This window comes from Brucella oryzae (assembly GCF_041929965.1).
Classification (GTDB): Bacteria; Pseudomonadota; Alphaproteobacteria; order Rhizobiales; family Rhizobiaceae; genus Brucella; species Brucella oryzae.
This window is the reverse complement of sequence record NZ_JBHEEO010000007.1, coordinates 130878-152241: the sequence shown is the minus strand read 5'-3', so window position 1 is coordinate 152241 and position 21364 is coordinate 130878. Positions and strand designations below refer to the sequence as shown.

Here is a 21364-nt window from a genome sequence, read left to right as displayed (position 1 = left end):
TGCGCTCAATGGGAGTTGGCCTTTATGCAAATGGGAGTGGCAGTCTTAGTTCTCGTCATTGCCTGCGGCGTGCTTTCCGTCCTTTTCGCCATATGGGCGATCCGTTCGGTTCTTGCAGCCGATCAGGGGACGCAGCGCATGCAGGAAATCGCTGAAGCCATCCGCGAGGGTGCCTCAGCCTATCTCACAAGACAATATTCGACGATTGCCATCGTTGGCGTCGTGGTTTTTCTGGCAGCCTGGTATCTGCTGTCGCTCAGTGCCGCGATCGGCTTCCTGATCGGTGCGGTTCTGTCGGGTGTCACCGGTTTCATCGGCATGCATGTTTCGGTTCGCGCCAATGTGCGCACCGCGCAGGCAGCTTCACTCAGCCTCGCCGGAGGGCTTGAACTGGCCTTCAAATCCGGGGCCATTACCGGCCTTCTGGTGGCCGGGCTGGCGCTGCTCGGTGTCTCCGTCTACTATTTCATTCTCACTGTTTGGCTTGGCTACTCGCCTTCGGACCGCACCGTTATCGATGCGCTGGTATCGCTTGGTTTTGGCGCTTCGCTGATCTCGATCTTCGCGCGTCTTGGCGGCGGCATCTTCACCAAGGGTGCCGACGTCGGCGGCGATCTCGTCGGGAAAGTGGAAGCCGGTATTCCAGAGGATGATCCGCGCAACCCTGCAACCATTGCGGACAATGTCGGCGACAATGTCGGTGATTGCGCAGGCATGGCCGCCGACCTGTTCGAAACCTATGCGGTAACGGTCGTCGCGACCATGGTTCTCGGGGCGATCTTTTTCAACGGATCGGACGTTCTGCCTAGCGTCATGCTTTATCCGCTGATGATCTGCGGTGCCTGTGTAATCACCTCGATTGTAGGCACGTTCTTCGTCAAGCTCAGCGTGGATGGCTCCATCATGGGCGCGCTCTACAAGGGCCTGATCGCGACGGGCCTGCTGTCCATTGCCGGCCTTGCCGTTGCCAATACGCTGACCGTCGGCTGGGGTGAGATCGGGACGGTGGCTGGAAAAAGCATTACCGGCACCAATCTCTTCATCTGCGGCCTGATCGGTCTGGTCGTGACCGGCCTGATCGTCGTGATCACGGAATATTATACCGGCACCAATAAGCGTCCGGTCAATTCCATCGCGCAGGCTTCCGTCACGGGCCACGGCACCAATGTCATTCAGGGGCTCGCCGTGTCGCTTGAATCGACCGCTTTGCCTGCAATCGTGATCGTCGGCGGCATCATCTCGACCTACCAGCTTGCGGGCCTGTTCGGTACGGCTATTGCCGTCACTGCCATGCTCGGCATTGCAGGCATAATCGTGGCGCTTGATGCCTTCGGCCCGGTTACGGACAATGCGGGCGGCATCGCGGAAATGGCCGGTCTTGATCCGGAAGTGCGCAAGGCCACCGATGCGCTCGATGCGGTCGGTAATACGACCAAGGCCGTTACCAAGGGCTATGCCATCGGTTCGGCTGGTCTCGGTGCACTGGTGCTCTTTGCCGCCTATTCCAACGACCTGGCCTATTTCGCCGCCAATGGGCAGACCTATCCCTATTTCGCCGATATGGGGCCTGTCTCCTTCGATCTCTCCAACCCTTATGTGGTTGCGGGGCTGATCTTCGGCGGTCTGATCCCCTATCTGTTCGGCGGCATGGCGATGACGGCCGTGGGCCGGGCGGGCGGTGCGGTGGTGCAGGAAGTGCGCCGCCAGTTCCGCGAAAAGCCGGGGATCATGACCGGCAAGGAACGTCCGGATTATGCGCGTGCGGTCGATCTTCTGACCAGAGCGGCGATCCGCGAAATGATTATCCCGTCGCTTCTGCCCGTGCTGGCGCCGATTGTCGTCTATTTCGGTGTGCTGCTTATCTCAGGTTCTAAGGCAGCAGCCTTCGCGGCACTTGGCGCATCGCTGCTCGGTGTCATCATCAACGGCCTGTTCGTGGCGATCTCCATGACGTCGGGCGGCGGCGCATGGGACAATGCCAAGAAGAGCTTCGAGGATGGCTTTACCGATGCCGATGGCGTGAAGCACCTGAAAGGGTCGGAAGCGCACAAGGCCTCCGTGACCGGCGATACGGTGGGCGACCCCTATAAGGATACCGCTGGTCCAGCCGTCAATCCGGCCATCAAGATTACCAACATCGTGGCGCTTCTGCTTTTGGCTGTGCTGGCGCATATGGCGTGACGGATTGAACTTCAAACAAAGAAAACCCGCCGTGAAGGCGGGTTTTCTTTTTGTAGATATTTGACGGATCAGTTGTTGGGCCCGCCTGAAGAGCCCATGCCCGGCAACGATGTCGGGGCCTTGGAGACGCCCTGAATGATCTGGCCGAGGAATGTCTGGTCCTTGCCGCCTGTCGGTGTGGTGCGCGACACGAAGTCGAACAGCTTGCCGTCCTTCAGGCCGTAATTGGCGATATGCTCGACCTTGCCGTCCTTGTCGAAATAGATGGCGAGGATCTGTCGCTCGATGATCTTCGGCTTCATGAACTGCGCTGCGCGGTAACGCTTCTGAGAAATGTAATAGAACACTTCATTGTCGAAAGTCGCGGTGGTGGATGGCGTACCCAGCGCCAGAAGCACCTGCTCGCGGCTGGAGCCGACAGGAACCGAATCAAGCGCGTCCTGGTCGAGCACGTAACCCTCTGTCAGCGTTTCGGACGGATTGAGCGTGGATGCAGTGTTGCACCCCGCAAGAGCCGCCGAAAAGAGAATTGCCGTGCCTGCGAGAAGAGCACGCTGCTTGCGTACGCTTGGAAAAATTCGCTGCAACAAAGACCTCTCCATACATTCTAAATCAGCGCGGCACTTTCGCCGTCGGGAGAACTTCGGTAAACCACCTTGCCTATTTATGCAACTGGAACGGTCGTACGGACATGATTCTCCAACTATTCCGCCGCAAATCAAAAGCAAACGAGGCTATTGTGCTTCGCGTTTACGAGGTGATCGTGGCGGCGGCGCGGCAAAAACGGTTTTATGCACAATTTCAGGTGCCCGATATGCCACTCGGTCGCTATGAAATGCTTTCCTTGCATATTTTCCTCGCTCTTCACCGCATGAAGGGGGAAAACAAGGCGCTTGGCGACCTGGCACAGGACATCGCGGACGAGTTTTTCAAGGATGTCGATCATTCGCTGCGTGAACTGGGTATCGGCGATCAGGGTGTGCCGAAACGCATGAAGAAGCTTGCGCGCATGTTTTATGGCCGTGTCGCGGCTTATGGTGCGGCGCTGGATGCAAATGATGCGGATGCGCTGGCTGCGGCGCTTACACGAAATATCCGCCCGGATCTCGAATTCTGGCCGCATGCCCACCATTTAAGTGAATATGTTCTGGCCTGCCGCGATCATCTGCAAAAAATTTCGGACGATGCTTTGGCCACAGGCGACATTTCCTATATGGATGCCGATGAGATTGGCCTTGCGCCAATGAACAATGCTGAAAAGGCCAATGAGAATGACTGATAAACCGGCGCTCACCTATCCTGTTCCGGTTCTTCACCTGCCGCAAAAGGGTGTAACGGTGAAAATAGGCACGGATGAGAATGAGCGTGCAGCGCTCGCGGCAGACCATGGACTTGAGGCCGTGAACGCTTTTAGCGCGGAATTTCTGATTACGCCCTGGAAGAAGGACGGTATCCGGGTGCGTGGCCGCATCGATGCGGAAATCGTTCAATCCTGCGTCGTGACGCTGGAGCCGCTGACCAACAGTGTCGCCGAAGAGGTCGACACGATCTTCGTGCCGGAAAATTCACGGCTCGCCCGAATTCAGCTTGATGAAAGCGGTGAAATGCTGCTCGATGCGGAAGGTGCGGACAGTCCGGAAGTCTTTGCTGGTGACAAGATCGATGTTGGTGCGATTGCAGAGGAATTCTTCGATCTCGCCATTGATCCATATCCCCGCAAACCGGGTCTGCCTGACGAGAGCGAGCCGAAGGTTTTTGGGGACGATGACGGTGACGAGAAGCCCGTTTCGCCGTTTGCGAAACTTTCGGAATGGCAAAAGAAGCCATAATTCACGATGAGTTTGATAGAATTTGGTTGTGTGGAAACGCAAAAACACTATTTTCGCCGAAAACCTGTCTGCTGCAAAAGCAGGGTAGGACAGGGATCGCACAGGAATAATCAAGAGTGATCAAAATTTCGATTGACGCGATGGGCGGTGATTTTGGCCCTGAAGTGGTCATCCCCGGCGCAGCGAAGGCGCTTGAGCGTCATCCTGACATCCGCTTCATATTTTTCGGTCTCCCCGCCCAGGTGGAGCCCGTGCTGGCACGCTACCCGAAATTGAAGGCCGCATCCGAGTTCCGCGCGAGCGAGGTTGCGATCGGCATGGATGACAAGCCGAGCCAGGCGCTGCGTGCCGGTCGGGGCAAGTCGTCCATGTGGCAGGCTATCGAGGCTGTAAAGACCGGTGACGCCCAGGCGTGTATTTCTGCCGGCAATACCGGTGCGCTGATGGCTATGTCCAAATTTTGCCTGCGCATGATGTCGGATGTCGAGCGCCCGGCGATAGCCGGCATCTGGCCGACGCTGCGCGGTGAAAGTATTGTGCTTGATATTGGCGCTACCATTGGTGCCGATGCGCGCCAGCTCGTCGATTATGCCGTTATGGGCGCCGGTATGGCGCGTGCCCTGTTTGAAGTGCGCAAGCCGACTGTCGGCCTTCTCAATGTCGGCACGGAAGAGGTCAAGGGGCTCGACGAGATTAAGGAAGCCGGCCAGATTCTGCGCGACACGCCGCTGGACGGGCTGGCCTATTCCGGTTTCGTCGAAGGCAACGACATCGGCAAGGGTACGGTGGACGTTGTTGTTACCGAGGGGTTCACCGGCAATATCGCGCTGAAAACCGCGGAAGGCACCGCCCGCCAGATGGCGGAACTGTTGCGTCAGGCCATGAGCCGCACGCTTCTTGCCAAAATCGGCTATGTTTTCGCCAAGGGTGCGTTCGATCGCCTGCGCGAAAAGATGGATCCGAACAAGGTCAATGGCGGCGTCTTTCTTGGTCTCAGTGGAATCGTCATCAAAAGTCATGGCAGCGCGAATGCAGAAGGCTTTTGCTCGGCAGTGGAAGTCGGCTATGACATGGTGAGAAATCGTCTTCTGGAAAAGATCGAGGCTGATCTGGCGCATTTCCACCACAGTCATCCGCATGTTTCGAATGAGGGCGGCGAGGCTGCGAAGGCTTAGAGCGCGTCCCGAAAATATGAAACGGTTTTCGGAAAAGAGACCGTAAAAACAAACGATTAGAGCGCCGATCTGATCCAATCAGATCAAAACGCGCTCTAGAGCATTTCCAGCAAAAGTGCGAAGCAGTTTTGCGTGGGATAATGCGACGAAACAATTATTTTGGGCGGTTCCACCGCTCTAGGGCCAGAATTCAGGGCTGCGCGCGTGCAGAGTCGTCGCGCGGGTCGCATGTAAGGACAGGAAATAAGAGATGATAAGATCTGTCGTGCGGGGTATCGGTTCGGCATTGCCGAAGCGGGTCATGAAGAATACCGATTTCGAAGGTATTATCGAAACCTCGGACGAATGGATCGTGCAGCGCACTGGTATCCGTGAGCGCCACATTGCAGGCGATGACGAAACCACTGTTTCGCTCGGCACGGCTGCGGCCCGCGCAGCAATCGAAAATGCCGGTCTGCAGCCGACCGATATTGATCTCGTTCTTCTGGCGACCTCGACACCCAATCATACCTTCCCGGCAAGTGCCGTGGAAATCCAGCGTGAATTGGGAATCACCAGCGGTTTTGCATTCGATATGCAGGCCGTCTGCAGCGGGTTCATCTATGCTATTACGACGGCCGATCTCTATATCCGCGGCGGCATGGCGAAGCGGGTTCTGGTCATCGGCGCGGAAACTTTCTCGCGTATCCTCGATTGGAGCGACCGCACGACCTGTGTTTTGTTCGGCGACGGCGCCGGAGCGCTGGTTCTGGAAGCTGCCGAAGGCAATGGGCTGACCTCGGATCGCGGTGTGCTTGCCGCCAATCTGCGTTCGGACGGCAATCACAAGGAAAAACTTTTTGTGGATGGCGGGCCGTCCACGACCCAGACGGTCGGCCACCTGCGCATGGAAGGCCGCGAAGTCTTCAAACATGCTGTCGGCATGATTACGGATGTTATAGAGGCTTCCTTCGAGGAAACCGGCCTTACCGCCGAGGATATCGACTGGTTCGTCCCGCATCAGGCCAACAAGCGAATTATCGACGCTTCCGCGAAGAAGCTGAATATTGCTGAAAACAAGGTGGTTATCACCGTCGATCGCCACGGCAACACCTCTGCGGCATCGGTTCCGCTGGCTCTTGCGACCGCTGTCGCGGACGGCCGCATCAAGAAAGGCGACCTCGTTCTGCTGGAGGCAATGGGCGGTGGATTCACGTGGGGCGCGGTTCTCTTGCGCTGGTAAGCGCAAATTTGATTTGCCATGAGGGAACTCGCGGCTTGACCGTTACGCTTTTATTTGTGTAACGTCCTGTCACGTAAGGATATTATCTGTTCAAACGCTAACCAGGCAGGTTCGGTCATGGGAGGTAAAACGGTCACGCGAGCTGATCTGGCAGAGGCTGTTTACCGGAAGGTAGGCCTTTCCAGAACGGAGTCGGCGGCTCTTGTCGAGATGATCCTCGATGAAGTCTGTGACGCTATCGTCAACGGCGAAACCGTGAAATTGTCGTCTTTCGCGACATTTCAGGTTCGCGACAAGAACGAGCGCATTGGCCGTAATCCGAAAACAGGCGAGGAGGTTCCAATTCTTCCCCGCCGTGTGATGACTTTCAAAGCTTCCAACGTTCTTAAGCAGCGTATTCTGCAGGAACACCAGAAGCGCGAAGCAAAAAGCCGTAAATAAAGAATGTCTCCCAAAAGTAGAAACCGATTTTGGGACAAGGACATACGTAAAACAAGAAGTTAAAGCATATCGCGCTTTATCATAAGTAAGCGATATGCTTTTAAATGCTGCCCATTGGGCAGCATTTTGTTTTGGCAATCATCATTGCAAAACACTGACACCGTTTTTGCGTCTGGTTTACGACCATGCGCGGAGAACGGTGTTTCGTTCTATTGTCGGACCCATCAGGAATGTGAAGGTTGTGGCTTGCCCTGGGTCGACCATGCAATGTCTGGCCTTATTCCGCTTTGCGTGAAGGGATGCTTATAAAGTCCCGATATTATATAATGAATTCAGCGGAACGAATCGCTTCGCTAATACTGAATTTTGAAAGGCGATACGCTTTTCGAAACGAGTTTTGTGTTGAATGCCGTCCGGTTTGAATGACGTCTAAGCTGTGTCTCTCTGCACGCTGGGGTTTGTTAACTTCCCGTCTTTTAAAATCCGTTGGTGGCAAGCATCTTTCGCGTAGAAGACGCGTTCGCGTTGGCAGCGAGTTGAACTATCTGGATCGGCATGGCTGCGCCGTGATGGCGAAGCCGGAACCACTGGAAAGGGCAAGTGGAATGGACAAGAGCCCTGATGCATTCAGGACGATCAGCGAAGTAGCGGATGATCTCGATCTTCCGCAACACGTGCTGCGTTTTTGGGAAACGCGTTTTACCCAGATCAAGCCTATGAAGCGCGGTGGCGGTCGCCGATATTACCGGCCGCTCGATGTGGAGTTGCTCAAGGGCATTCGCCATCTGCTTTATGATCAGGGCTACACGATCAAGGGTGTGCAGCGTCTGCTCCGCGAAAACAACGCGCAGTTCATCATCGCGCTTGGCAATGGCGATGTTCAGGCTATTGAGGCGATCACACGCCAGAAACAGGCTGCCGCCGATAAGCGTGCCGCCGAAGAAGCGGCGGACAATGAAATGGCTCTGCCAAGCGGTATCAAGGCGCCGCAGCCAGCCCGCAAGCTTTTCGGCCTGTTGAAGGGCGAGGAAGATGGACCCATCGGAGCCGATGGAAAGCGACCTTCAAAGGATAATCGCTCACTTCTGCAGGAGGCCCTATTCGATCTTCTCGAATGCAAGCGTCTCCTTGATCAGGTACGTTGATCTGTCTTTGCGTTACGAAAAAGGGAGGCAGAAGCCTCCCTTTGCTTTGTAAGCGGATTGGATCAGCTCGATGAGAGTTTCAATCCGATGATGCCGGCGAGGATCAGTGTCACACTAGCGACGCGGAAGAATGTTGCAGCCTCACCAAGAATGAAGATACCCACCAGAAACGCACCCACTGCACCGATACCTGTCCAGATTGCATAGGCCGTTCCAAGCGGCAGGCTGCGCATGGCGATAGATAGCAGAATGAAGCTGCCGATCATCGTCACGATAGTAATAGCGCTTGGTGTCAGAAGGGAAAAACCTTCCGACTTTTTCATAAAATAAGCCCAGACGACTTCGAGAATTCCGGCCAGTCCCAGATAAAGCCATGCCATTTTAATGTTCCCTCACAGGGGTTCTGAACGGGCCGTCCCGTTCGTTGATGAGGCGGGAAGGCCGTCCTTCCCGCAAGGTCGTTTGATCAGTGCGCATCTAAACAAACCGTTAGAGTGTCGATCTGACCGAGACGTGCCCTAGAGCATGTTGCGGCCAATCGGATTCATTTAGCGTTCGCAAACATGCGACAATTAAAAGAATCTAGTGTGGCGAATCCGAAATTCATCTCACTCAGCAGCGAGGTTGCGTACGAATTTCGGCTTCAAATCCACCACACTAGAGCGAGCACCATGGGTGCGATCAAACGCGACACGTTCTAGTGCGACGGATGCAGTGCATCGTTGAGATACATGCAAGTCAGCATAGTAAATACGTAAGCCTGAATGACTGCCATCAGCACTTCGAGTGCGGTCAGCGCGACTGTCATTGCCAGCGGCAGCACGGCAGTCAGCATACCGAGCGTTCCAAGGCTGCCCAACCCGATGACGAACCCCGCAAAGACCTTCAGGGTGATGTGTCCGGCAAGCATCACAGCGAACAGACGAACCGAATGGCTGACCGGGCGCGAAATGTAGGACATGATTTCGATTGGCACAATGATGGGCGCCAGCACGACCGGCACGCCCGCCGGCATGAACAGCTGGAAAAATTTGAAGCCGTGCCGTACGAGACCGTAGATCGTCACTGTCAGGAAGACGAGCATAGCCAGCGCAAACGTTACGATGATGTGGCTCGTTACGGTGAATGCATAGGGGAACATGCCAATCAGATTGGCAAACAGAATAAACAGGAACAGCGAGAAGACGAGGGGAAAGAAAGTCATGCCTTTTTCCCCGGCGTTCTCGCGCAATGTCTTCGACACGAATTCGTAGAGGAGCTCGGCCGAGGACTGCCAGCGCCCCGGAACGACAGTGCCCCTGTGGGACGACAGGAACATGAACGCAGCCGCACCCAGCGCCGTAAGCACCATGAAAAGCGCGGAATTGGTGAAAGCAACCGGCTGACCGCCGATTTCACCAAGTTCAACGATGGGCTTGATTGCGAATTGTTCGATCGGCCCTGCCATAGGATATCCTCCTGTGGGGCCGTCCCCGATGCGAACATTGGCGCAGGTCGTCCTGCACGGCCCTGTAAATAGTGATTCTCCAGTCGCGAGGCAAGAGGTTACGGCGAGCCATTTCGTCATTACGTTGCAGCGACCCGAACGGCACGTTTCCTTCGATCTGGACAAGGAAGCCGCCGTCCAGACCCGTAAACGCATGTTCGACATGATCGCGACCGACCGGCTTCCGTTCATCGGCTACCATATGCCGTTTCCGGCGCTGGCCTACCTCAAACGGGAAGGTGAGGGCTATCGCTACATTGCGGAAACCTATCAGCTGCGGGGGAAATAGGTCGGGGCGGTTTCGTACTAACGCCCGCCGGCAACGTCGATAAATGTTCCGGTTACATAGGCGGGGGCATCGTTCAACAGCCAGAAGATGGCTTCCGCGACTTCCTCAGCCTTTCCGGCCCGTCCGGCCGGTGTAGCGGCGCCTAGTCGCGCTGCGCGATCCGGATTGCCGCCACTGGCATGAATCTCGGTATCGATCAGGCCGGGACGGACCGCATTGACGCGGATGCCTTTCGGTGCAAGCTCCTTCGCCAGACCGGTAGTCAGCGTATCGAGTGCACCTTTCGCCCCGGCATAATCCACATATTCAAAGGGTGATCCAAGCCGTGAGGCCATGGAGGAAACAATAACGATGGCGCTATCCGGCTGCAAACGGCGTGCTGCCTCGCGCGCGCACAGATAGGTGCCGTAAACATTCACGTCGAACATGTTTTTCAGGCGGTCAGCACTCATATCAGCAAGAGGCATGGTCTGAGCCACGATACCGGCGTTTAGGACGACACCTTTCAGCGGACCAAGGTCGGTTTCTGCCCTGTCGAACATGGCAACAACGTCCCGTTCTATGGATATGTCGCCCTGAATCGCCAGTGCTTTCACTCCGAGCTTTGCTGCTTCGCCCACCGTTTGCTGAGCTGCTTGTTCGTTCCCCGCATAGTTCAGGACCACAGACCAGCCTTGCGCCGCGCTGCGCAAAACTGTGGCGCGGCCGATGCCGCGGCTGCCACCGGTAATCAGAACATTCTTCATGCAGCTCCTCCATGCAATCCATGGCGGAGCTAATCCGATTTGCACGTTCTGTGCAAAGGAAAGATCGTATGAAAATAGAGGTTTGGGGAAGAAAAATGGTCGGAGCGGCGGGATTCGAACCCACGACCCCTTGACCCCCAGTCAAGTGCGCTACCGGGCTGCGCTACGCTCCGAGCCGGGGAAAGCCGTAGATTATAACGACTTGGCACGCAAGGGCTAATTTGGGGAAACCGGAAAATTGCACACTGACTTCGCATCATGTGCGGAACCGTACACAGAGCTCAAAGCAGTCGCGGTCTCATTGTGACAGAATTGTGAATAAATTGTGACAATCTGTCGCCTTCGATAGAGGGTATGCCTTTCCTAATAAATTGGGAGCGGGGAGGGCTATTGTGAGATGAGAATCAGTCACCTTTTTCACACGCTGGATTTCTGGCGGGCGCATCTGGCAGTTAATCGTGAACCGGTATGGGAGAATATCTTGCCGTTGTTTTTCTTCCATCGCGACGGGGTACTTGCAATCCAGAGACTGACACGGGACTGGACACGGCTTTACGGGCTTCGCCAAATCGACGTGTTTCGAGGGAGTGTCTTTCGCGAGAAATGGTCCAGCCTGCGTATAGGCGAGGTTCTCGATCATATGCAGAACACCAGCGATGCGCGTTCAGCTGGAAAATGTGTAACGACGAAGGAAAAGCCCCGTTATGTGGAGGGGAGCCTCGTTGTGGTTCGCACGCAGGACAAGGATATACTGATCGACGGGCGCCGTCGGGCCAATTTATGGCGTAGCAGGCCGGGCGAATATGGCGTTTGGATTATCGAGGTGGATCCCCGCCCGTCGCGCCTTTTGAAGCTGGTGGGGGCGGCGAATTCGAACGCACTCGATAATAAGCAAAAACGGTTCCGCGGCTGAGCCTTGCGATCAGGATCGATGCGCGAAGAGGATGATGCATGTCCCGGCGAAAGCAGTACATGCGCCGACCACATCCCAGCGGTCCGGGCGGGTGCCTTCGGCAAACCAGATCCACAAAATCGACGCGATGATATAGATGCCGCCATAGGCTGCGTAAGCACGGCCCGCGACATTGCTTTCAATGAGGGTCAGCAGATAGGCGAACAATGCGAGGCACACCATGCCTGGTGCTAGCCAGAGCGCTGACTTGTCGAGTTTCAGCCATGCCCAGAAGGCGAAACACCCGGCAATTTCAAACAGCGCTGCGGCGGCGTATATCGCGAATTGCAAGATGCTGCTCTCCTGACTGGTCTCTGAACTTGAGTGAAAGCTGATACCTGTATTCCAGCCCTGCACAACCCCAGATGATTCCGAAAAGCAGGTAAAAATGGCGCCAGTGATCGGTGTCGATGACATTGCCGATCAGAACATGTCCGAGATAGGTCGCGTAGGCGACCAGAAGAAACGGCTGCCATGGGCGATTGCGGAACAGAAGCTTGAAGCCGATCCCGAGCGTCAGAAAGGTCAATGTCAAAAATGCTATGAAGCCGATCCAGCCATAGTCGAGCACTGCCTTCAGCCAGATATTATGCGTATCCTCACCGAACATCGGAGCGAATTCGAGCGGGCCGATACCGAGCGGATGCTGTGTGGCAAGGATCATTCCAAGCCAATGCCGTGCAAAACGTCCCAATCTTGCGCTGTCATAGCTTTGTTCGAGACGCGCGCGCTCGCGGAAGAAATCACCGACGCCGGGAATTTGCAGAATGATGAGGATCGCGAGAACAATCGTGACAACTGCGAGCAGGCCAATTGCTATGAGGCGAAGCCGAAAGCGGTTGCTGTTGCTTTGCAGAAAAAGCACGCCGAACAGGATGGCGAAGGAGAGGGGAACCATCGCCCACGCCGCACGCGAGAAAGACACCAGAACGCCGAGCGTGAGCAGACAGCAGAAAGGCACATAAATGACCGCGTCACGCAGGCCCCCGCGCATGATGCGGTAAAACGTCCAGGTCAGCGGCAGTATCAGGAAAGGCCCATAGACATTGGGGTCCTGAAATGCGCCATGTGCACGTCCGTAGCGCGTGAAGATTTCTGCGCCAGGAAAAAGACCCAGATAACCGGCAATGCCGAGGACGGAAGAAAGCATGCCGACAAGAAGATAAGCGTTGAATATAATCTTAAGCCGCCGGTAGTCTCCTTCGATGGCTGCAGCGAAGAACACGGACGTGAAAGCCAGAAACAGAGAAACGGCGATATAGAGCGGGGCCTTCTTGACGTCCGCCATCTGCATGACCGAGATCATCCCGCCGAAATTGAACACGGCAAAAAGCGCCAGCAGCACAAGGCTGGTGCGGGTCAGCCGTAGTCCGAACAGCAATGCCAGCGCGATCAGTCCGACCATGTAGAGTTCGTAAGGCGCAGGTTCGCTCATCACGAAGCCGAGCAGAAAAACCCCAAAGCCGATTGCCGCATTGGCGATGAGGCGATTGAGCGCGCGTTTGCGCGCTACATCTGCCCGCAGAGCCGTAGCTGGAGACAGATTGCCGTCAAATCTATGCGCTACGCTGGTCAATAGGCATTTTCCGTGTTGAGAAGCCGTATCGGCGTCAGGAACAGGATTTTGAGATCGAGCCAGAGCGACCAGTTTTCGATATAGTAGAGATCGAATTCTGTGCGCATGCGGATCTTGTTTTCATTGTCGATTTCGCCACGCCAGCCGTTGATCTGCGCCCAGCCGGTAACTCCTGGCTTTACGCGATGGCGCGCGAAATAGCCGTCGACGACTTCATTATAAAGTACGTTGTGCGAATGCGCGGCGACAGCATGCGGGCGCGGGCCCACGAGTGACAGGGAGCCGACAAGAACGTTGAAGAATTGTGGCAGTTCGTCGATCGAGGCTTTGCGGATGAAGCGTCCGACGCGGGTTACGCGAGGATCGTCCTTGGTAACGGCCTGCTTGGCGGTAGGGTCGCACATTTCAGTATACATTGACCGGAACTTCCAGACATTGATGACTTCATTGTTGAAGCCATGCCGCTTCTGTTTGAAAATCACGGGTCCCTTGCTGTCCAGTTTGATGGCGATTGCGGCGCCAACCATGATCGGCGCCAGAAGAACGATGCCGACAATGCTGAAGACAACGTCGAAGATGCGTTTGGCGACCGAATCCCAATCGTTGATGGGTTTGTCGAAAATATCCAGCATCGGCACCGTGCCGACATAGGAGTAGGAACGTGGGCGGAAGCGCAGGTGATTGTTCAGCGCGGATAGGCGAATGTCGACCGGAAGAACCCATAGCTTCTTCAGGAGCGCCAGCACGCGGGCTTCGGCGCTGATTGGCAGGGACACGATAAGCATATCGATGTGAGCGATACGGGCAAATTCGATCAGTTCGTTGATATTGCCAAGCTTTGGGTAGCCCGCAACGATGGGGGGCGAACGCTTGTCATCGCGGTCATCGAAGATGCCGCAGATGCGGATATCGTTGTCGGACTGCTGTTCCAGTGAGCGGATGAGTGCTTCCGCATTGGGACCGCCGCCGACGATGACGGCGCGGCGTTCCATTGTGCCATTGCGCGCCCAGCGTTTGATTTTCCAGGCGATGAAGATGCGCGAAAGCAAAAGCAGGACGAAAGCGCTCAACGCCCAATAGAGGAACCAGCCGCGGGAGAAATCGGCGGAAGCTTTCATCAGGAATCCGGCGATGGCAAGTGTTCCAAGCACTGCGGCCCAGCTGATGATGAGGCGCCGCAGATAGCGACCGGGGCTGCGCAGCACATTGATCTGGTAGCCGTCATTGACTTCCATTAGGACGACGAAAAGCGCGCCGCCCGCGACGATGATAAGCGGATAATAGAAGTTGAGATGTGTGTCGATGCCCACATAGAGCAGGAAGCTCAGGATGCCGGAGAAAAAGACAAGTCCGAACTCAACCATGCGCATCACGCCGCTCAACATCAGCGGTGAGAACGTGTCGCGCTGATATTGCTCTGCCATCTGGCGTGCCAGCGGGCTGAGTTCTACTGGAGCCTGCGGTTTGGAATCTTGTCCGGAATCCTGCCCGGAATGCTGCTTGCCGCTGGCTTCCATGGCTTTGCGGCCAAAAGGAGAAAGCGCATCATTATCTCGCACAACATTGCCCCTGATCGTAAATTGATAGCCTCGTAATTAGACCGAGAGTCCTAAGCAGAATATAAACACCGCATCACAAGCTTTTGACTTAGGTAAACACTCAATTAAATACACGACTGAAAGCCGTTATTGTTAGTGGTAGCTAAAATAACATGGTTTCTATCCATATCGCTACAGCATTGGTGGCGGGAGCCGATAGCATTTTATTGCATTACAGACGCGCCAGTTGTCGCAAGCCAGAAAAATGCAAGGCTTGCCTTGTTCGAGTATATTGCCTAGGACAATGATATGAAACCGTTGGAAGATAATGCTGCAAGCGGCATTTCGCCGTCGAACTGTTCGGTTCACGTTACCGTCAACAGATCGGCACTCTTCCCGCTCCTGATCGGAACCAGATCGGACGATGTCATAGGGTTGCTGCGCGCCTGACCGCATAGCGACCCAAAATCCCGATGAGAACAATTCACGCTGCGACCTTGCAAGGTCGTACTAACTGTTTGTTTTATTGCGTTTTATCCGAACCAGTTTCAGCTTTATCGGAGTGCGCGCTAGGGTTGATTATGACTATTTGGGCCGAACTGGCTAGAGCAGGCAATCATGCCGGCGACGAAATCTTGTTGCGAAAACGCGACCACATCTACGAAATTCGATATAACGGCCTGGAATTGATGTCCAATGTCAATTTCCAGTCCGAGACCGTGCTGGCTGAAAGATCACTTCGTCTGCACGGACGGCAGGTGTCGCATATGCTGATCGGCGGCCTTGGCATGGGTTTCACGCTTCGGGCAGCACTCGATTTGCTCGGACCGGATGCCAGGGTGACGGTTTGTGAGCTTGTGCCGGAGATCGTGGACTGGAACCGGGCCCATATAGGTCATCTTGCCGAACATCCGTTGAATGATCCGCGTGTTGATGTTCGGGTTGCAGACGTGATGGATGTTCTTCGCGCAGAGCCGGGCCGATACGATACTATATTGATGGACACGGATAATGGGCCAGACTTTACCGTTCGCGCGGCCAATGGCGCCATTTATGAAGATGATGGTCTGAGGCTGGTGAAAAGGGCGCTAAAGCCGAATGGCATTGCTGCATTCTGGTCTGCGACTATATCGGACCCGTTCGAAGACAAGCTAGACATGCTGCCCTGGCAATGGCAACGCGAAGATATCTCGCTCATTGGCGGACGCGCTGATGCGTTCCATTATATCTACTTTGTGGCGCGGGGTGGGTTTCGGTCACAGTTCGGACGGTCGCTTTCAGCGTCCGAATCCTTTGCTGCGATGGTGGGCTGAGGGGGTATCAGTCAGTCTTCCAATACTGCCCGGTCTGGATGCGCCTCGTAATAGATAGTCTCGATCGAGTGCGCCATGGATTGCAGGCTGAAACGCTCATGCAGCCGTGCCACGTCGGGCATTGCGGTGCGAAATGCCATTGGATCATCCGCAACACCGAGCATCTTGTTCGCAAGCGCCCCGTCCTCGGGCTCCACCAGTGCCGAGGACTGTGGTCCGAACACTTCGGGAATGCCGCCGACATTGCTGGCGATAACGGGCTTTCCGGCGGCAAGCGCCTCCAGAACGATATAGGGAAATGCTTCGGCGCGCGATGGAATCACCATGATCCGCCCCAATCCGAAAGCCTCTCGTGCCGCCATTCCGGGCAGAAAGCGGATCTGCCCGGACACTCCAAGTTCGTCGGCAAGAGCGATAAAACCGGGCTTTTCCACGCCGTCTCCCACCATCGTTACGGTGAAATTGCGCTGGTACTGTTCGCGCAAGCGGGCCATGGCACGGATCAGAAGGTCTGGTCCCTTCAATTCGCGCATCGTGCCGACAAAGAGAAAATCGCTGGCATCGGCTGCGTCGGTAACCGGGATGAACTCGTCTTCGGTCAAGCCGTTATAAACAACGGCATGGAGGCCATAGGGCCGCCCTACCTTTTCGTCATAGATACGCTTTTCGAAGTTGGAAACAAACATCACTGCGTCTGTCATGGGAGCCAGCATCCTCTCGACCAGAAAGACGGCGCCGCCGCGGCGCGTCTTCAGGTCGAAATGCAGGCTACCGCCATGCGGTGAATAGATACGGGCTACGCGAGACCTGAAAACCCGTAAGACTGAGCCGAACAATCGCGCATAGACGCCGCCTTTGGCGCCGTGTCCGTGCAATATATCCGGCCGCAATTTCTTGATGATGCGATATGCTTTGTACGCAGCTGCCGCGTCGCCCAGTCCGACATGGCGCTGCATGGCAATGCGATGAAGGCCGAGCGTGAGCTTTGGCCGTAATTCTTCCAGAAGCGTGTCTTCGCGCGGCCCGCCGGTCGTCGCGTCGCACACGATGCCCACTGCGTGGCCTTTTTCCGTCTGCAGGCCCACGAGATCGCGAACGTGGCGGAAGAGTCCGCCGGTCGGTTCGCGAAAACAGTGGACGATGCGCAGTGGGGAGACATTGGTGTCATCAGCCATCAATCGCCATCAGAACAGACGTTCGCGTACATAGATCGTGTCGCCCGGCAGAATTGGATCGGAAATCAACACCCGACCGGTCAGCACCTTGCCATTAAACTGGCGCGTGATGTCCACATTCTCCTGATTGGCGCGAGGACTGTAACCGCCAGCGGCAGCAATGGCCTTCTGAACGGTCATGCCCGGAACATAGGAATATTGGCCAGCGGCGCCGACTTCACCCATCACGAAGATCGGGCGATAACGGTCGATTTCCGCACTGACATCGGGATCGCGCAGATAACCGCCGCGCAGTTTGGATGCAATGAGCCCTTCAAGCTGCTTGGATGTCTTGCCACGCGCCGGAATGCTGCCGACGAGCGGGAAAGCTATATAGCCAGCCTGATCGACGCTATAGGTGTTGGTGAGGCTCGGCTGCTCGAAAACAGTAATGCGCACGCGGTCGCCCGCATCCAGCATATAAGGCTGGTTCAGCGCCTCGTGGAAGGCAGGCGGGGCAGGGCGATAGCTGGAGCAAGCGGAAAGCGTCAAGGCGGCAAGGCCTAGCGCCACGAGCAGAGCGTGACCTTTGCGCTTGTTATGGATCGTCTTCGCCGTCATCTTCCGCCTCGGTTCTTCCGAAAAGCAATATTTCTTACAAACGCAATCGACGCGGTACTGACAGCGCGATTACGAACATCGGTTGCAAGCGTTATCGATTGATTAGGGTTAATGGCTGGTAAAGAAGACAGGGTTCGACGCAAAATCTTTATGTCTCGCCGGTAATTGGGAACTTATCCTACTTAACTCTCTGGTTACCTTGTTCGTTTACTCTTCGGCCAGATTCTGGGGGGCTTTACCCCACGCGGGCGAGAGCGATCACGCGCGCAAGCGCACTCGCGAAGTCCATGGAGAAATGGGGAATGGCAGAAGTCGATCCGTTATCAAGGGACGCAGATATTGATATCGGCGCGCTGTTCTCCAGCCTGCGTCGTCACTGGCTGTTCATTGTCGTTGGCGCGCTTATCATGGCGGCGGCGGCCTGGGCCATCTGCCTTTTTCTGACACCGGATTATCGTGCCGAAGCGCGCATCATGATCGAGGCTCGCGAATCCATTTACACCCGCCCCAATGGCGAAACAGCAGCTGAGCGCCCCATATTCGACGCCGAAGGCGTGAAGAGCCAGGTGGAGGTGTTCTCCTCCGGTGATCTCCTCAAGAAAGTTTCCGACGAACTTAAGCTGACTAGCAACGAAGCCTTCACGACGACGGAAGTGAAGCCGTGGACCCGCGTTCTCATCATGCTCGGCATGCGGACCGATCCCGCACAACTGACCCCGGAAGAGCGTGTTTTACAGAAACTTCGCAAGAACATGCAGGCTTTCGCTGTGACCGCTTCGCGCGTGATCGTGGTGCAATATACGTCGGCAAACCCAGAGACGGCCAAGGACGTCGCCAACGCGCTTGCCAATCAATACATCCTGTTTCAGCAGGCAGCGAAGCTGCAATCGAACGACGATGCCACTGGCTGGCTTGCGCCAGAAATTGATGACCTGCGCAACCGCGTCCGCGATGCGGAAAAGAAGGTTGCGGATTACCGTGCATCGCGCGGGCTTCTGACCGGGCAAAGCAACAGCACGATTGCGACACAGCAGCTTTCGGAAGTCTCCACCGAACTTACGCGGGTCCGCACCAGCCGCGCTTCGGCGGAAGCAAAGGCGGAAAGCATTCGCAAGGCGCTCGCCTCCGGTGCTCCCATCGACACCCTGCCGGATGTGGTGGCCTCCGGCATGATGCAGCGCCTTGCCGAAAGGCGTATCCAGCTCAATGCCCAGATTGCCGATCTTTCGACGACACTTCTGGACGGCCATCCACGCATCAAGGCGTTGCGTTCCCAGCTTGCCGATCTCGATCAGCAGATCAGGGCCGAAGGTCGCAAGCTTGTTGCAAGTCTCGATAATGAAGTCTCCGCGGCAAAGCTGCGCGAGGACGAACTCAATCGCGAACTGAACCGCGTGAAGGCGCAAGCCGCGCAAGCAGGCGATCAGGAAGTCGAACTGCGTGCATTGGAGCGCGAGGCGGCGGCACAGCGCCAGCTTCTGGAAACCTATCTGACGCGCTATCGCGAAGCCGCGTCGCGCACCGACCGCAATTATGTGCCGGTGGATGCGCGGGTTTTCTCTTCCGCCGAAGCCCCGGCAGTTCCCTATTATCCGATGATATTGCCGATTGTCGGTTCGACCTTTGCTGCCGGTCTGCTCTTGCTGTCGATTTTTGTTCTGTTGCGTGAATTGTTCAGCGGACGTGCTTTCGTGACGGCGGATGGTCAAAGGGTTGCCGCCGTGGAGGAAGTCGAAATGCCGGTTATTGCCGCTGCCGTTGAAGCTGGCGCCGTGCCGCCATCCGGAGGCGAACGCAGTGATGCTGTTTCCGAGGAAACAATTGCGGTGCCGCGCCGTTCATGGACCATGCCGTTTGCGGCAAAGCCGACGGTTTCCGAAACAAGGAAATCCGTGGAGGAGTTTTCCGTGATAAAGCAAGGTGGGACCAAGCTAAGTGAGATCGGGCAGCGCGAGACGAGACCGCGCAATCCCAACGGTGTTGAGGCGGTTGCCGATCTGCTCGCAGGCGGAAAGCTGAAGCGCATCGTGGCCGTCTCACCCGAGGGCGATAAAGCATCGGCGGGAACGGTGCGTCTGCTGCGTGAATTCGCTGACCGCGGCAAACGTGCAATTCTCGTGGACATGACTGCGCAAGGAACTGTCGGCCTTGCCATGCTGGACGGCGCGCATCTGCCCGGCATTACTGAGCTTCTGTCCGGCGAGCGCCGCTTTAACGAGGTCATCCATAGCGACCGGTTCTCGCAGGCTCATGTCGTGCCGCTGGGCGAGGCCGACCCGGAAATCGCCATGCGTTCTGCCGACCGCCTGCCGCTCATTCTTGATGCGCTGGAAACGGTCTATGATTTTGTGGTGGTGGAATGCGGCCCGTCATCTTCGGAACAGATAAGGCGCATCGCCGATGGACCGGCTTCCGTCGTGATGAGCATCGTCGATCCAGATGACAAAGGCGTTGCGCTGGCTGCTCTCGACCTTGATCAGGGCGGTTATGAAGACGTCGTCATTCTGATGGACGAAACCGATTCGGAAACAAGGCGTTAGGCTGCGTTCCTGAATCAGATTGCTAATATCCTCTGAACCTGCTGCGCAGCGTCTTGGCAAGGCCCCACAGACGCGGATTGCGCTTGAGGCCTCCGGCAACCGCATTACGGGCCGATTGCAGCGCTGTGAAAAACTTGCCCTTGACTGAAAGTGGCACCAGCGTGTCATAGATCGTGCGCTCGATGTCGCACCATTCTCGTTTGTACGGCTCATCACCAATACCGAAACTGTAGATCGAACGGCCTTCGTCGCAACTGCGGCTTATATCCTCGAAGAAGAGGAACTCACCCGGACTAGCTGTCATCAGCTCGTCTTCTGCAATGGCAGCGAACTCGACGGTAGGACCTGTATCGCTGAACAGTTTTCCGATGATCGAGCGCACAGTGCCGCCAACTTCGAGAAAGCGTAACTCGTTCAGATTCTGACCTTTTGCCAATCCTTCACCCAAGAAAGCTTTGAAGAAATTGCGCACATTCTCATCGGCGAAAGGATCACGAATTCCCATCTTACTGAAGCGCTGGGCCTTCATCTCAAAATAAAGATCGAGAATATTGTCGGATTCCGCGCGGCTTTGCGGCCCGGCAATTCTCCAGCCCCCGCTTTCTTCGTAACGGCGGCTGTGCTGGCGATGTTTTTTCAGCTTTCGCTTGCGATTGGCGCGGTCAAGCACGGCATCAAAGCCGCCACTGAGCGAAGCGGCGAGAACCGGATTCGGATTGGGTGCTTTTCCGAGAGTGAGCAGCGGATTGGCGACGCCTTGCAGTTCGGAAAGCTGGCGTGTCAGCGAAAGCGCATCGATATCGGGCCGTATTTTGCGAATTGCGTCGATCAGCTGCCGGACCGTGCTAGGTTCGATGTTCGCACCACAGTCTTTCAACAGCCATGGGAAATTGCAATTGGCGTGGCTTCCGCCGGGAAAGCGCGCAATTTTCGCGCCGTTCTGGCTGATGACTTCTAGCGGCAGAAGCAGGATTGGACCATCGCCGTCAAAAAGCCCCACGACAAAACTGTCAGCATTGACGATTGTGCGCCAGTTATTGATCCACGCAAATGATTGCGGCGCGCCGTGAATGGCGGCAGCACCGTTCCAGAGACGTCTGATCTCGCTGAAATTTGTCAGAATGCGCGCTGCAACTTCGCCCGCCATCGTCTGCAG

General features: G+C 55.9%; 21 protein-coding genes, 1 tRNA gene and 1 pseudogene. 12 read left to right on the top strand and 11 right to left on the bottom strand.

Features of this window, described 5'->3' with window-relative positions:
• The first annotated feature begins 24 nt into the window (after nucleotides 1-24).
• Nucleotides 25-2181 (top strand): sodium-translocating pyrophosphatase, encoded by a 2157-nt coding sequence (locus JNC70_RS09720; protein WP_104754107.1) that lies wholly within the window; start codon nucleotides 25-27, stop codon nucleotides 2179-2181.
• Nucleotides 2182-2249: 68 nt separating this feature from the next.
• Here JNC70_RS09720 and JNC70_RS09715 read toward each other — a convergent pair whose 3' ends face one another.
• Nucleotides 2250-2771: an outer membrane protein assembly factor BamE gene (locus tag JNC70_RS09715; RefSeq protein ID WP_104753964.1), complete on the bottom strand. Its 522-nt coding sequence runs from the start codon at nucleotides 2769-2771 to the stop codon at nucleotides 2250-2252.
• Nucleotides 2772-2872: 101 nt separating this feature from the next.
• Between JNC70_RS09715 and JNC70_RS09710 the strand changes: the two genes are divergently transcribed.
• From JNC70_RS09710 to JNC70_RS09685, 6 genes are all read left to right on the top strand, one after another.
• Entirely contained in the window at nucleotides 2873-3460 is a 588-nt protein-coding gene (locus JNC70_RS09710; protein ID WP_104753965.1) for a ubiquinol-cytochrome C chaperone family protein, read from the top strand.
• Nucleotides 3453-4010, top strand: a complete 558-nt coding sequence (locus JNC70_RS09705) for a YceD family protein (protein ID WP_104753966.1) — start codon at nucleotides 3453-3455, stop codon at nucleotides 4008-4010. The genes JNC70_RS09710 and JNC70_RS09705 overlap by 8 nt, the downstream gene beginning before the upstream one ends.
• Nucleotides 4011-4126: 116 nt before the next feature.
• Nucleotides 4127-5185: a phosphate acyltransferase PlsX gene (gene plsX, locus JNC70_RS09700; RefSeq protein WP_104753967.1), complete on the top strand. Its 1059-nt coding sequence runs from the start codon at nucleotides 4127-4129 to the stop codon at nucleotides 5183-5185.
• Between the two features lie 250 nt (nucleotides 5186-5435).
• Nucleotides 5436-6407, top strand: a complete 972-nt coding sequence (locus JNC70_RS09695) for a beta-ketoacyl-ACP synthase III (RefSeq protein ID WP_104753968.1) — start codon at nucleotides 5436-5438, stop codon at nucleotides 6405-6407.
• Nucleotides 6408-6524: 117 nt separating this feature from the next.
• Entirely contained in the window at nucleotides 6525-6848 is a 324-nt protein-coding gene (locus tag JNC70_RS09690) for an integration host factor subunit alpha (protein WP_104753969.1), read from the top strand.
• Nucleotides 6849-7453: 605 nt separating this feature from the next.
• Nucleotides 7454-7993, top strand: coding sequence for a MerR family transcriptional regulator (locus JNC70_RS09685; RefSeq protein WP_010661103.1), 540 nt, complete (start codon nucleotides 7454-7456; stop codon nucleotides 7991-7993).
• Nucleotides 7994-8055: 62 nt separating this feature from the next.
• Here the strand turns inward: JNC70_RS09685 and sugE are convergent, their stop codons facing one another.
• Both sugE and JNC70_RS09675 read right to left on the bottom strand, forming a co-directional pair.
• Complete coding sequence (sugE, locus tag JNC70_RS09680; protein WP_104753970.1) at nucleotides 8056-8373, bottom strand: quaternary ammonium compound efflux SMR transporter SugE; 318 nt, start codon at nucleotides 8371-8373, stop codon at nucleotides 8056-8058.
• A 317-nt stretch (nucleotides 8374-8690) separates the two neighbouring features.
• Nucleotides 8691-9440: a F0F1 ATP synthase subunit A gene (locus JNC70_RS09675; protein WP_104753971.1), complete on the bottom strand. Its 750-nt coding sequence runs from the start codon at nucleotides 9438-9440 to the stop codon at nucleotides 8691-8693.
• Between the two features lie 100 nt (nucleotides 9441-9540).
• Here JNC70_RS09675 and JNC70_RS09670 point away from each other — a divergent pair.
• Nucleotides 9541-9768, top strand: a pseudogene (locus JNC70_RS09670) (MBL fold metallo-hydrolase); the annotation flags it as partial.
• 17 nt (nucleotides 9769-9785) lie between these two features.
• Here JNC70_RS09670 and JNC70_RS09665 read toward each other — a convergent pair.
• Both JNC70_RS09665 and JNC70_RS09660 read right to left on the bottom strand, forming a co-directional pair.
• The gene (locus JNC70_RS09665) at nucleotides 9786-10514 is read right to left on the bottom strand and encodes an SDR family oxidoreductase (protein WP_104753972.1); all 729 of its coding nucleotides are present in this window, start codon (nucleotides 10512-10514) and stop codon (nucleotides 9786-9788) included.
• A gap of 96 nt (nucleotides 10515-10610) precedes the next feature.
• Nucleotides 10611-10687: transfer RNA gene (locus tag JNC70_RS09660), tRNA-Pro, on the bottom strand.
• A gap of 224 nt (nucleotides 10688-10911) precedes the next feature.
• Here JNC70_RS09660 and JNC70_RS09655 point away from each other — a divergent pair.
• Nucleotides 10912-11427, top strand: coding sequence for a hypothetical protein (locus tag JNC70_RS09655; RefSeq protein ID WP_104753973.1), 516 nt, complete (start codon nucleotides 10912-10914; stop codon nucleotides 11425-11427).
• A 9-nt stretch (nucleotides 11428-11436) separates the two neighbouring features.
• Here the strand turns inward: JNC70_RS09655 and JNC70_RS09650 are convergent, their stop codons facing one another.
• Genes JNC70_RS09650 through JNC70_RS09640 form a run of 3 tightly spaced genes read right to left on the bottom strand, consistent with a single transcriptional unit; the run spans nucleotide 11437 to nucleotide 14559 of the window.
• Nucleotides 11437-11757: a YnfA family protein gene (locus JNC70_RS09650; RefSeq protein WP_104753974.1), complete on the bottom strand. Its 321-nt coding sequence runs from the start codon at nucleotides 11755-11757 to the stop codon at nucleotides 11437-11439.
• Nucleotides 11720-13042 (bottom strand): O-antigen ligase family protein, encoded by a 1323-nt coding sequence (locus tag JNC70_RS09645; RefSeq protein ID WP_104753975.1) that lies wholly within the window; start codon nucleotides 13040-13042, stop codon nucleotides 11720-11722. Before JNC70_RS09645 ends, JNC70_RS09650 begins: the two co-directional genes overlap by 38 nt.
• Nucleotides 13039-14559, bottom strand: a complete 1521-nt coding sequence (locus JNC70_RS09640; protein ID WP_249126859.1) for an undecaprenyl-phosphate glucose phosphotransferase — start codon at nucleotides 14557-14559, stop codon at nucleotides 13039-13041. Before JNC70_RS09640 ends, JNC70_RS09645 begins: the two co-directional genes overlap by 4 nt.
• A 330-nt stretch (nucleotides 14560-14889) precedes the next feature.
• On the opposite strand from JNC70_RS09640, the gene JNC70_RS09635 reads away from it, so the two are divergent.
• Nucleotides 14890-15030 (top strand): hypothetical protein, encoded by a 141-nt coding sequence (locus tag JNC70_RS09635; protein ID WP_167394001.1) that lies wholly within the window; start codon nucleotides 14890-14892, stop codon nucleotides 15028-15030.
• Between the two features lie 131 nt (nucleotides 15031-15161).
• Nucleotides 15162-15893 carry a spermidine synthase gene (locus JNC70_RS09630; protein WP_104753977.1) on the top strand — a complete coding sequence of 244 codons (732 nt, stop codon included), beginning with the start codon at nucleotides 15162-15164 and terminating at the stop codon, nucleotides 15891-15893.
• An 11-nt stretch (nucleotides 15894-15904) separates the two neighbouring features.
• Here the strand turns inward: JNC70_RS09630 and JNC70_RS09625 are convergent, their stop codons facing one another.
• Nucleotides 15905-17068: a glycosyltransferase family 4 protein gene (locus JNC70_RS09625; RefSeq protein ID WP_104753978.1), complete on the bottom strand. Its 1164-nt coding sequence runs from the start codon at nucleotides 17066-17068 to the stop codon at nucleotides 15905-15907.
• A 9-nt stretch (nucleotides 17069-17077) separates the two neighbouring features.
• On the bottom strand, nucleotides 17078-17668 hold the full coding sequence (locus JNC70_RS09620; protein WP_104753979.1) for a polysaccharide biosynthesis/export family protein: 591 nt from the start codon (nucleotides 17666-17668) through the stop codon (nucleotides 17078-17080).
• Nucleotides 17669-17970: 302 nt separating this feature from the next.
• Between JNC70_RS09620 and JNC70_RS09615 the strand changes: the two genes are divergently transcribed.
• Nucleotides 17971-20208, top strand: a complete 2238-nt coding sequence (locus JNC70_RS09615; RefSeq protein WP_104753980.1) for a GumC family protein — start codon at nucleotides 17971-17973, stop codon at nucleotides 20206-20208.
• A 22-nt stretch (nucleotides 20209-20230) separates the two neighbouring features.
• Here the strand turns inward: JNC70_RS09615 and JNC70_RS09610 are convergent, their stop codons facing one another.
• Nucleotides 20231-21355 (bottom strand): GNAT family N-acetyltransferase, encoded by a 1125-nt coding sequence (locus tag JNC70_RS09610; protein ID WP_104754108.1) that lies wholly within the window; start codon nucleotides 21353-21355, stop codon nucleotides 20231-20233.
• Nucleotides 21356-21364 lie beyond the last annotated feature (9 nt).

Bases quoted from the DNA above. Each gene is read 5' to 3' on its own strand.
- JNC70_RS09610 (WP_104754108.1), bottom strand. From the start codon at position 21,355: ATGGCGGGCGAAGTTGCAGCGCGCATTCTGACAAATTTCAGCGAGATC.
- JNC70_RS09630 (WP_104753977.1), top strand. From the start codon at position 15,162: ATGACTATTTGGGCCGAACTGGCTAGAGCAGGCAATCATGCCGGCGAC.
- JNC70_RS09620 (WP_104753979.1), bottom strand. From the start codon at position 17,668: ATGACGGCGAAGACGATCCATAACAAGCGCAAAGGTCACGCTCTGCTC.
- JNC70_RS09710 (WP_104753965.1), top strand. From the start codon at position 2,873: ATGATTCTCCAACTATTCCGCCGCAAATCAAAAGCAAACGAGGCTATT.
- JNC70_RS09655 (WP_104753973.1), top strand. From the start codon at position 10,912: ATGAGAATCAGTCACCTTTTTCACACGCTGGATTTCTGGCGGGCGCAT.
- JNC70_RS09675 (WP_104753971.1), bottom strand. From the start codon at position 9,440: ATGGCAGGGCCGATCGAACAATTCGCAATCAAGCCCATCGTTGAACTT.
- JNC70_RS09705 (WP_104753966.1), top strand. From the start codon at position 3,453: ATGACTGATAAACCGGCGCTCACCTATCCTGTTCCGGTTCTTCACCTG.
- JNC70_RS09695 (WP_104753968.1), top strand. From the start codon at position 5,436: ATGATAAGATCTGTCGTGCGGGGTATCGGTTCGGCATTGCCGAAGCGG.
- JNC70_RS09720 (WP_104754107.1), top strand. From the start codon at position 25: ATGCAAATGGGAGTGGCAGTCTTAGTTCTCGTCATTGCCTGCGGCGTG.
- JNC70_RS09640 (WP_249126859.1), bottom strand. From the start codon at position 14,559: ATGGAAGCCAGCGGCAAGCAGCATTCCGGGCAGGATTCCGGACAAGAT.
- JNC70_RS09685 (WP_010661103.1), top strand. From the start codon at position 7,454: ATGGACAAGAGCCCTGATGCATTCAGGACGATCAGCGAAGTAGCGGAT.
- JNC70_RS09635 (WP_167394001.1), top strand. From the start codon at position 14,890: ATGAAACCGTTGGAAGATAATGCTGCAAGCGGCATTTCGCCGTCGAAC.
- JNC70_RS09615 (WP_104753980.1), top strand. From the start codon at position 17,971: ATGGCAGAAGTCGATCCGTTATCAAGGGACGCAGATATTGATATCGGC.
- JNC70_RS09690 (WP_104753969.1), top strand. From the start codon at position 6,525: ATGGGAGGTAAAACGGTCACGCGAGCTGATCTGGCAGAGGCTGTTTAC.
- JNC70_RS09625 (WP_104753978.1), bottom strand. From the start codon at position 17,068: ATGGCTGATGACACCAATGTCTCCCCACTGCGCATCGTCCACTGTTTT.
- sugE (WP_104753970.1), bottom strand. From the start codon at position 8,373: ATGGCATGGCTTTATCTGGGACTGGCCGGAATTCTCGAAGTCGTCTGG.
- JNC70_RS09665 (WP_104753972.1), bottom strand. From the start codon at position 10,514: ATGAAGAATGTTCTGATTACCGGTGGCAGCCGCGGCATCGGCCGCGCC.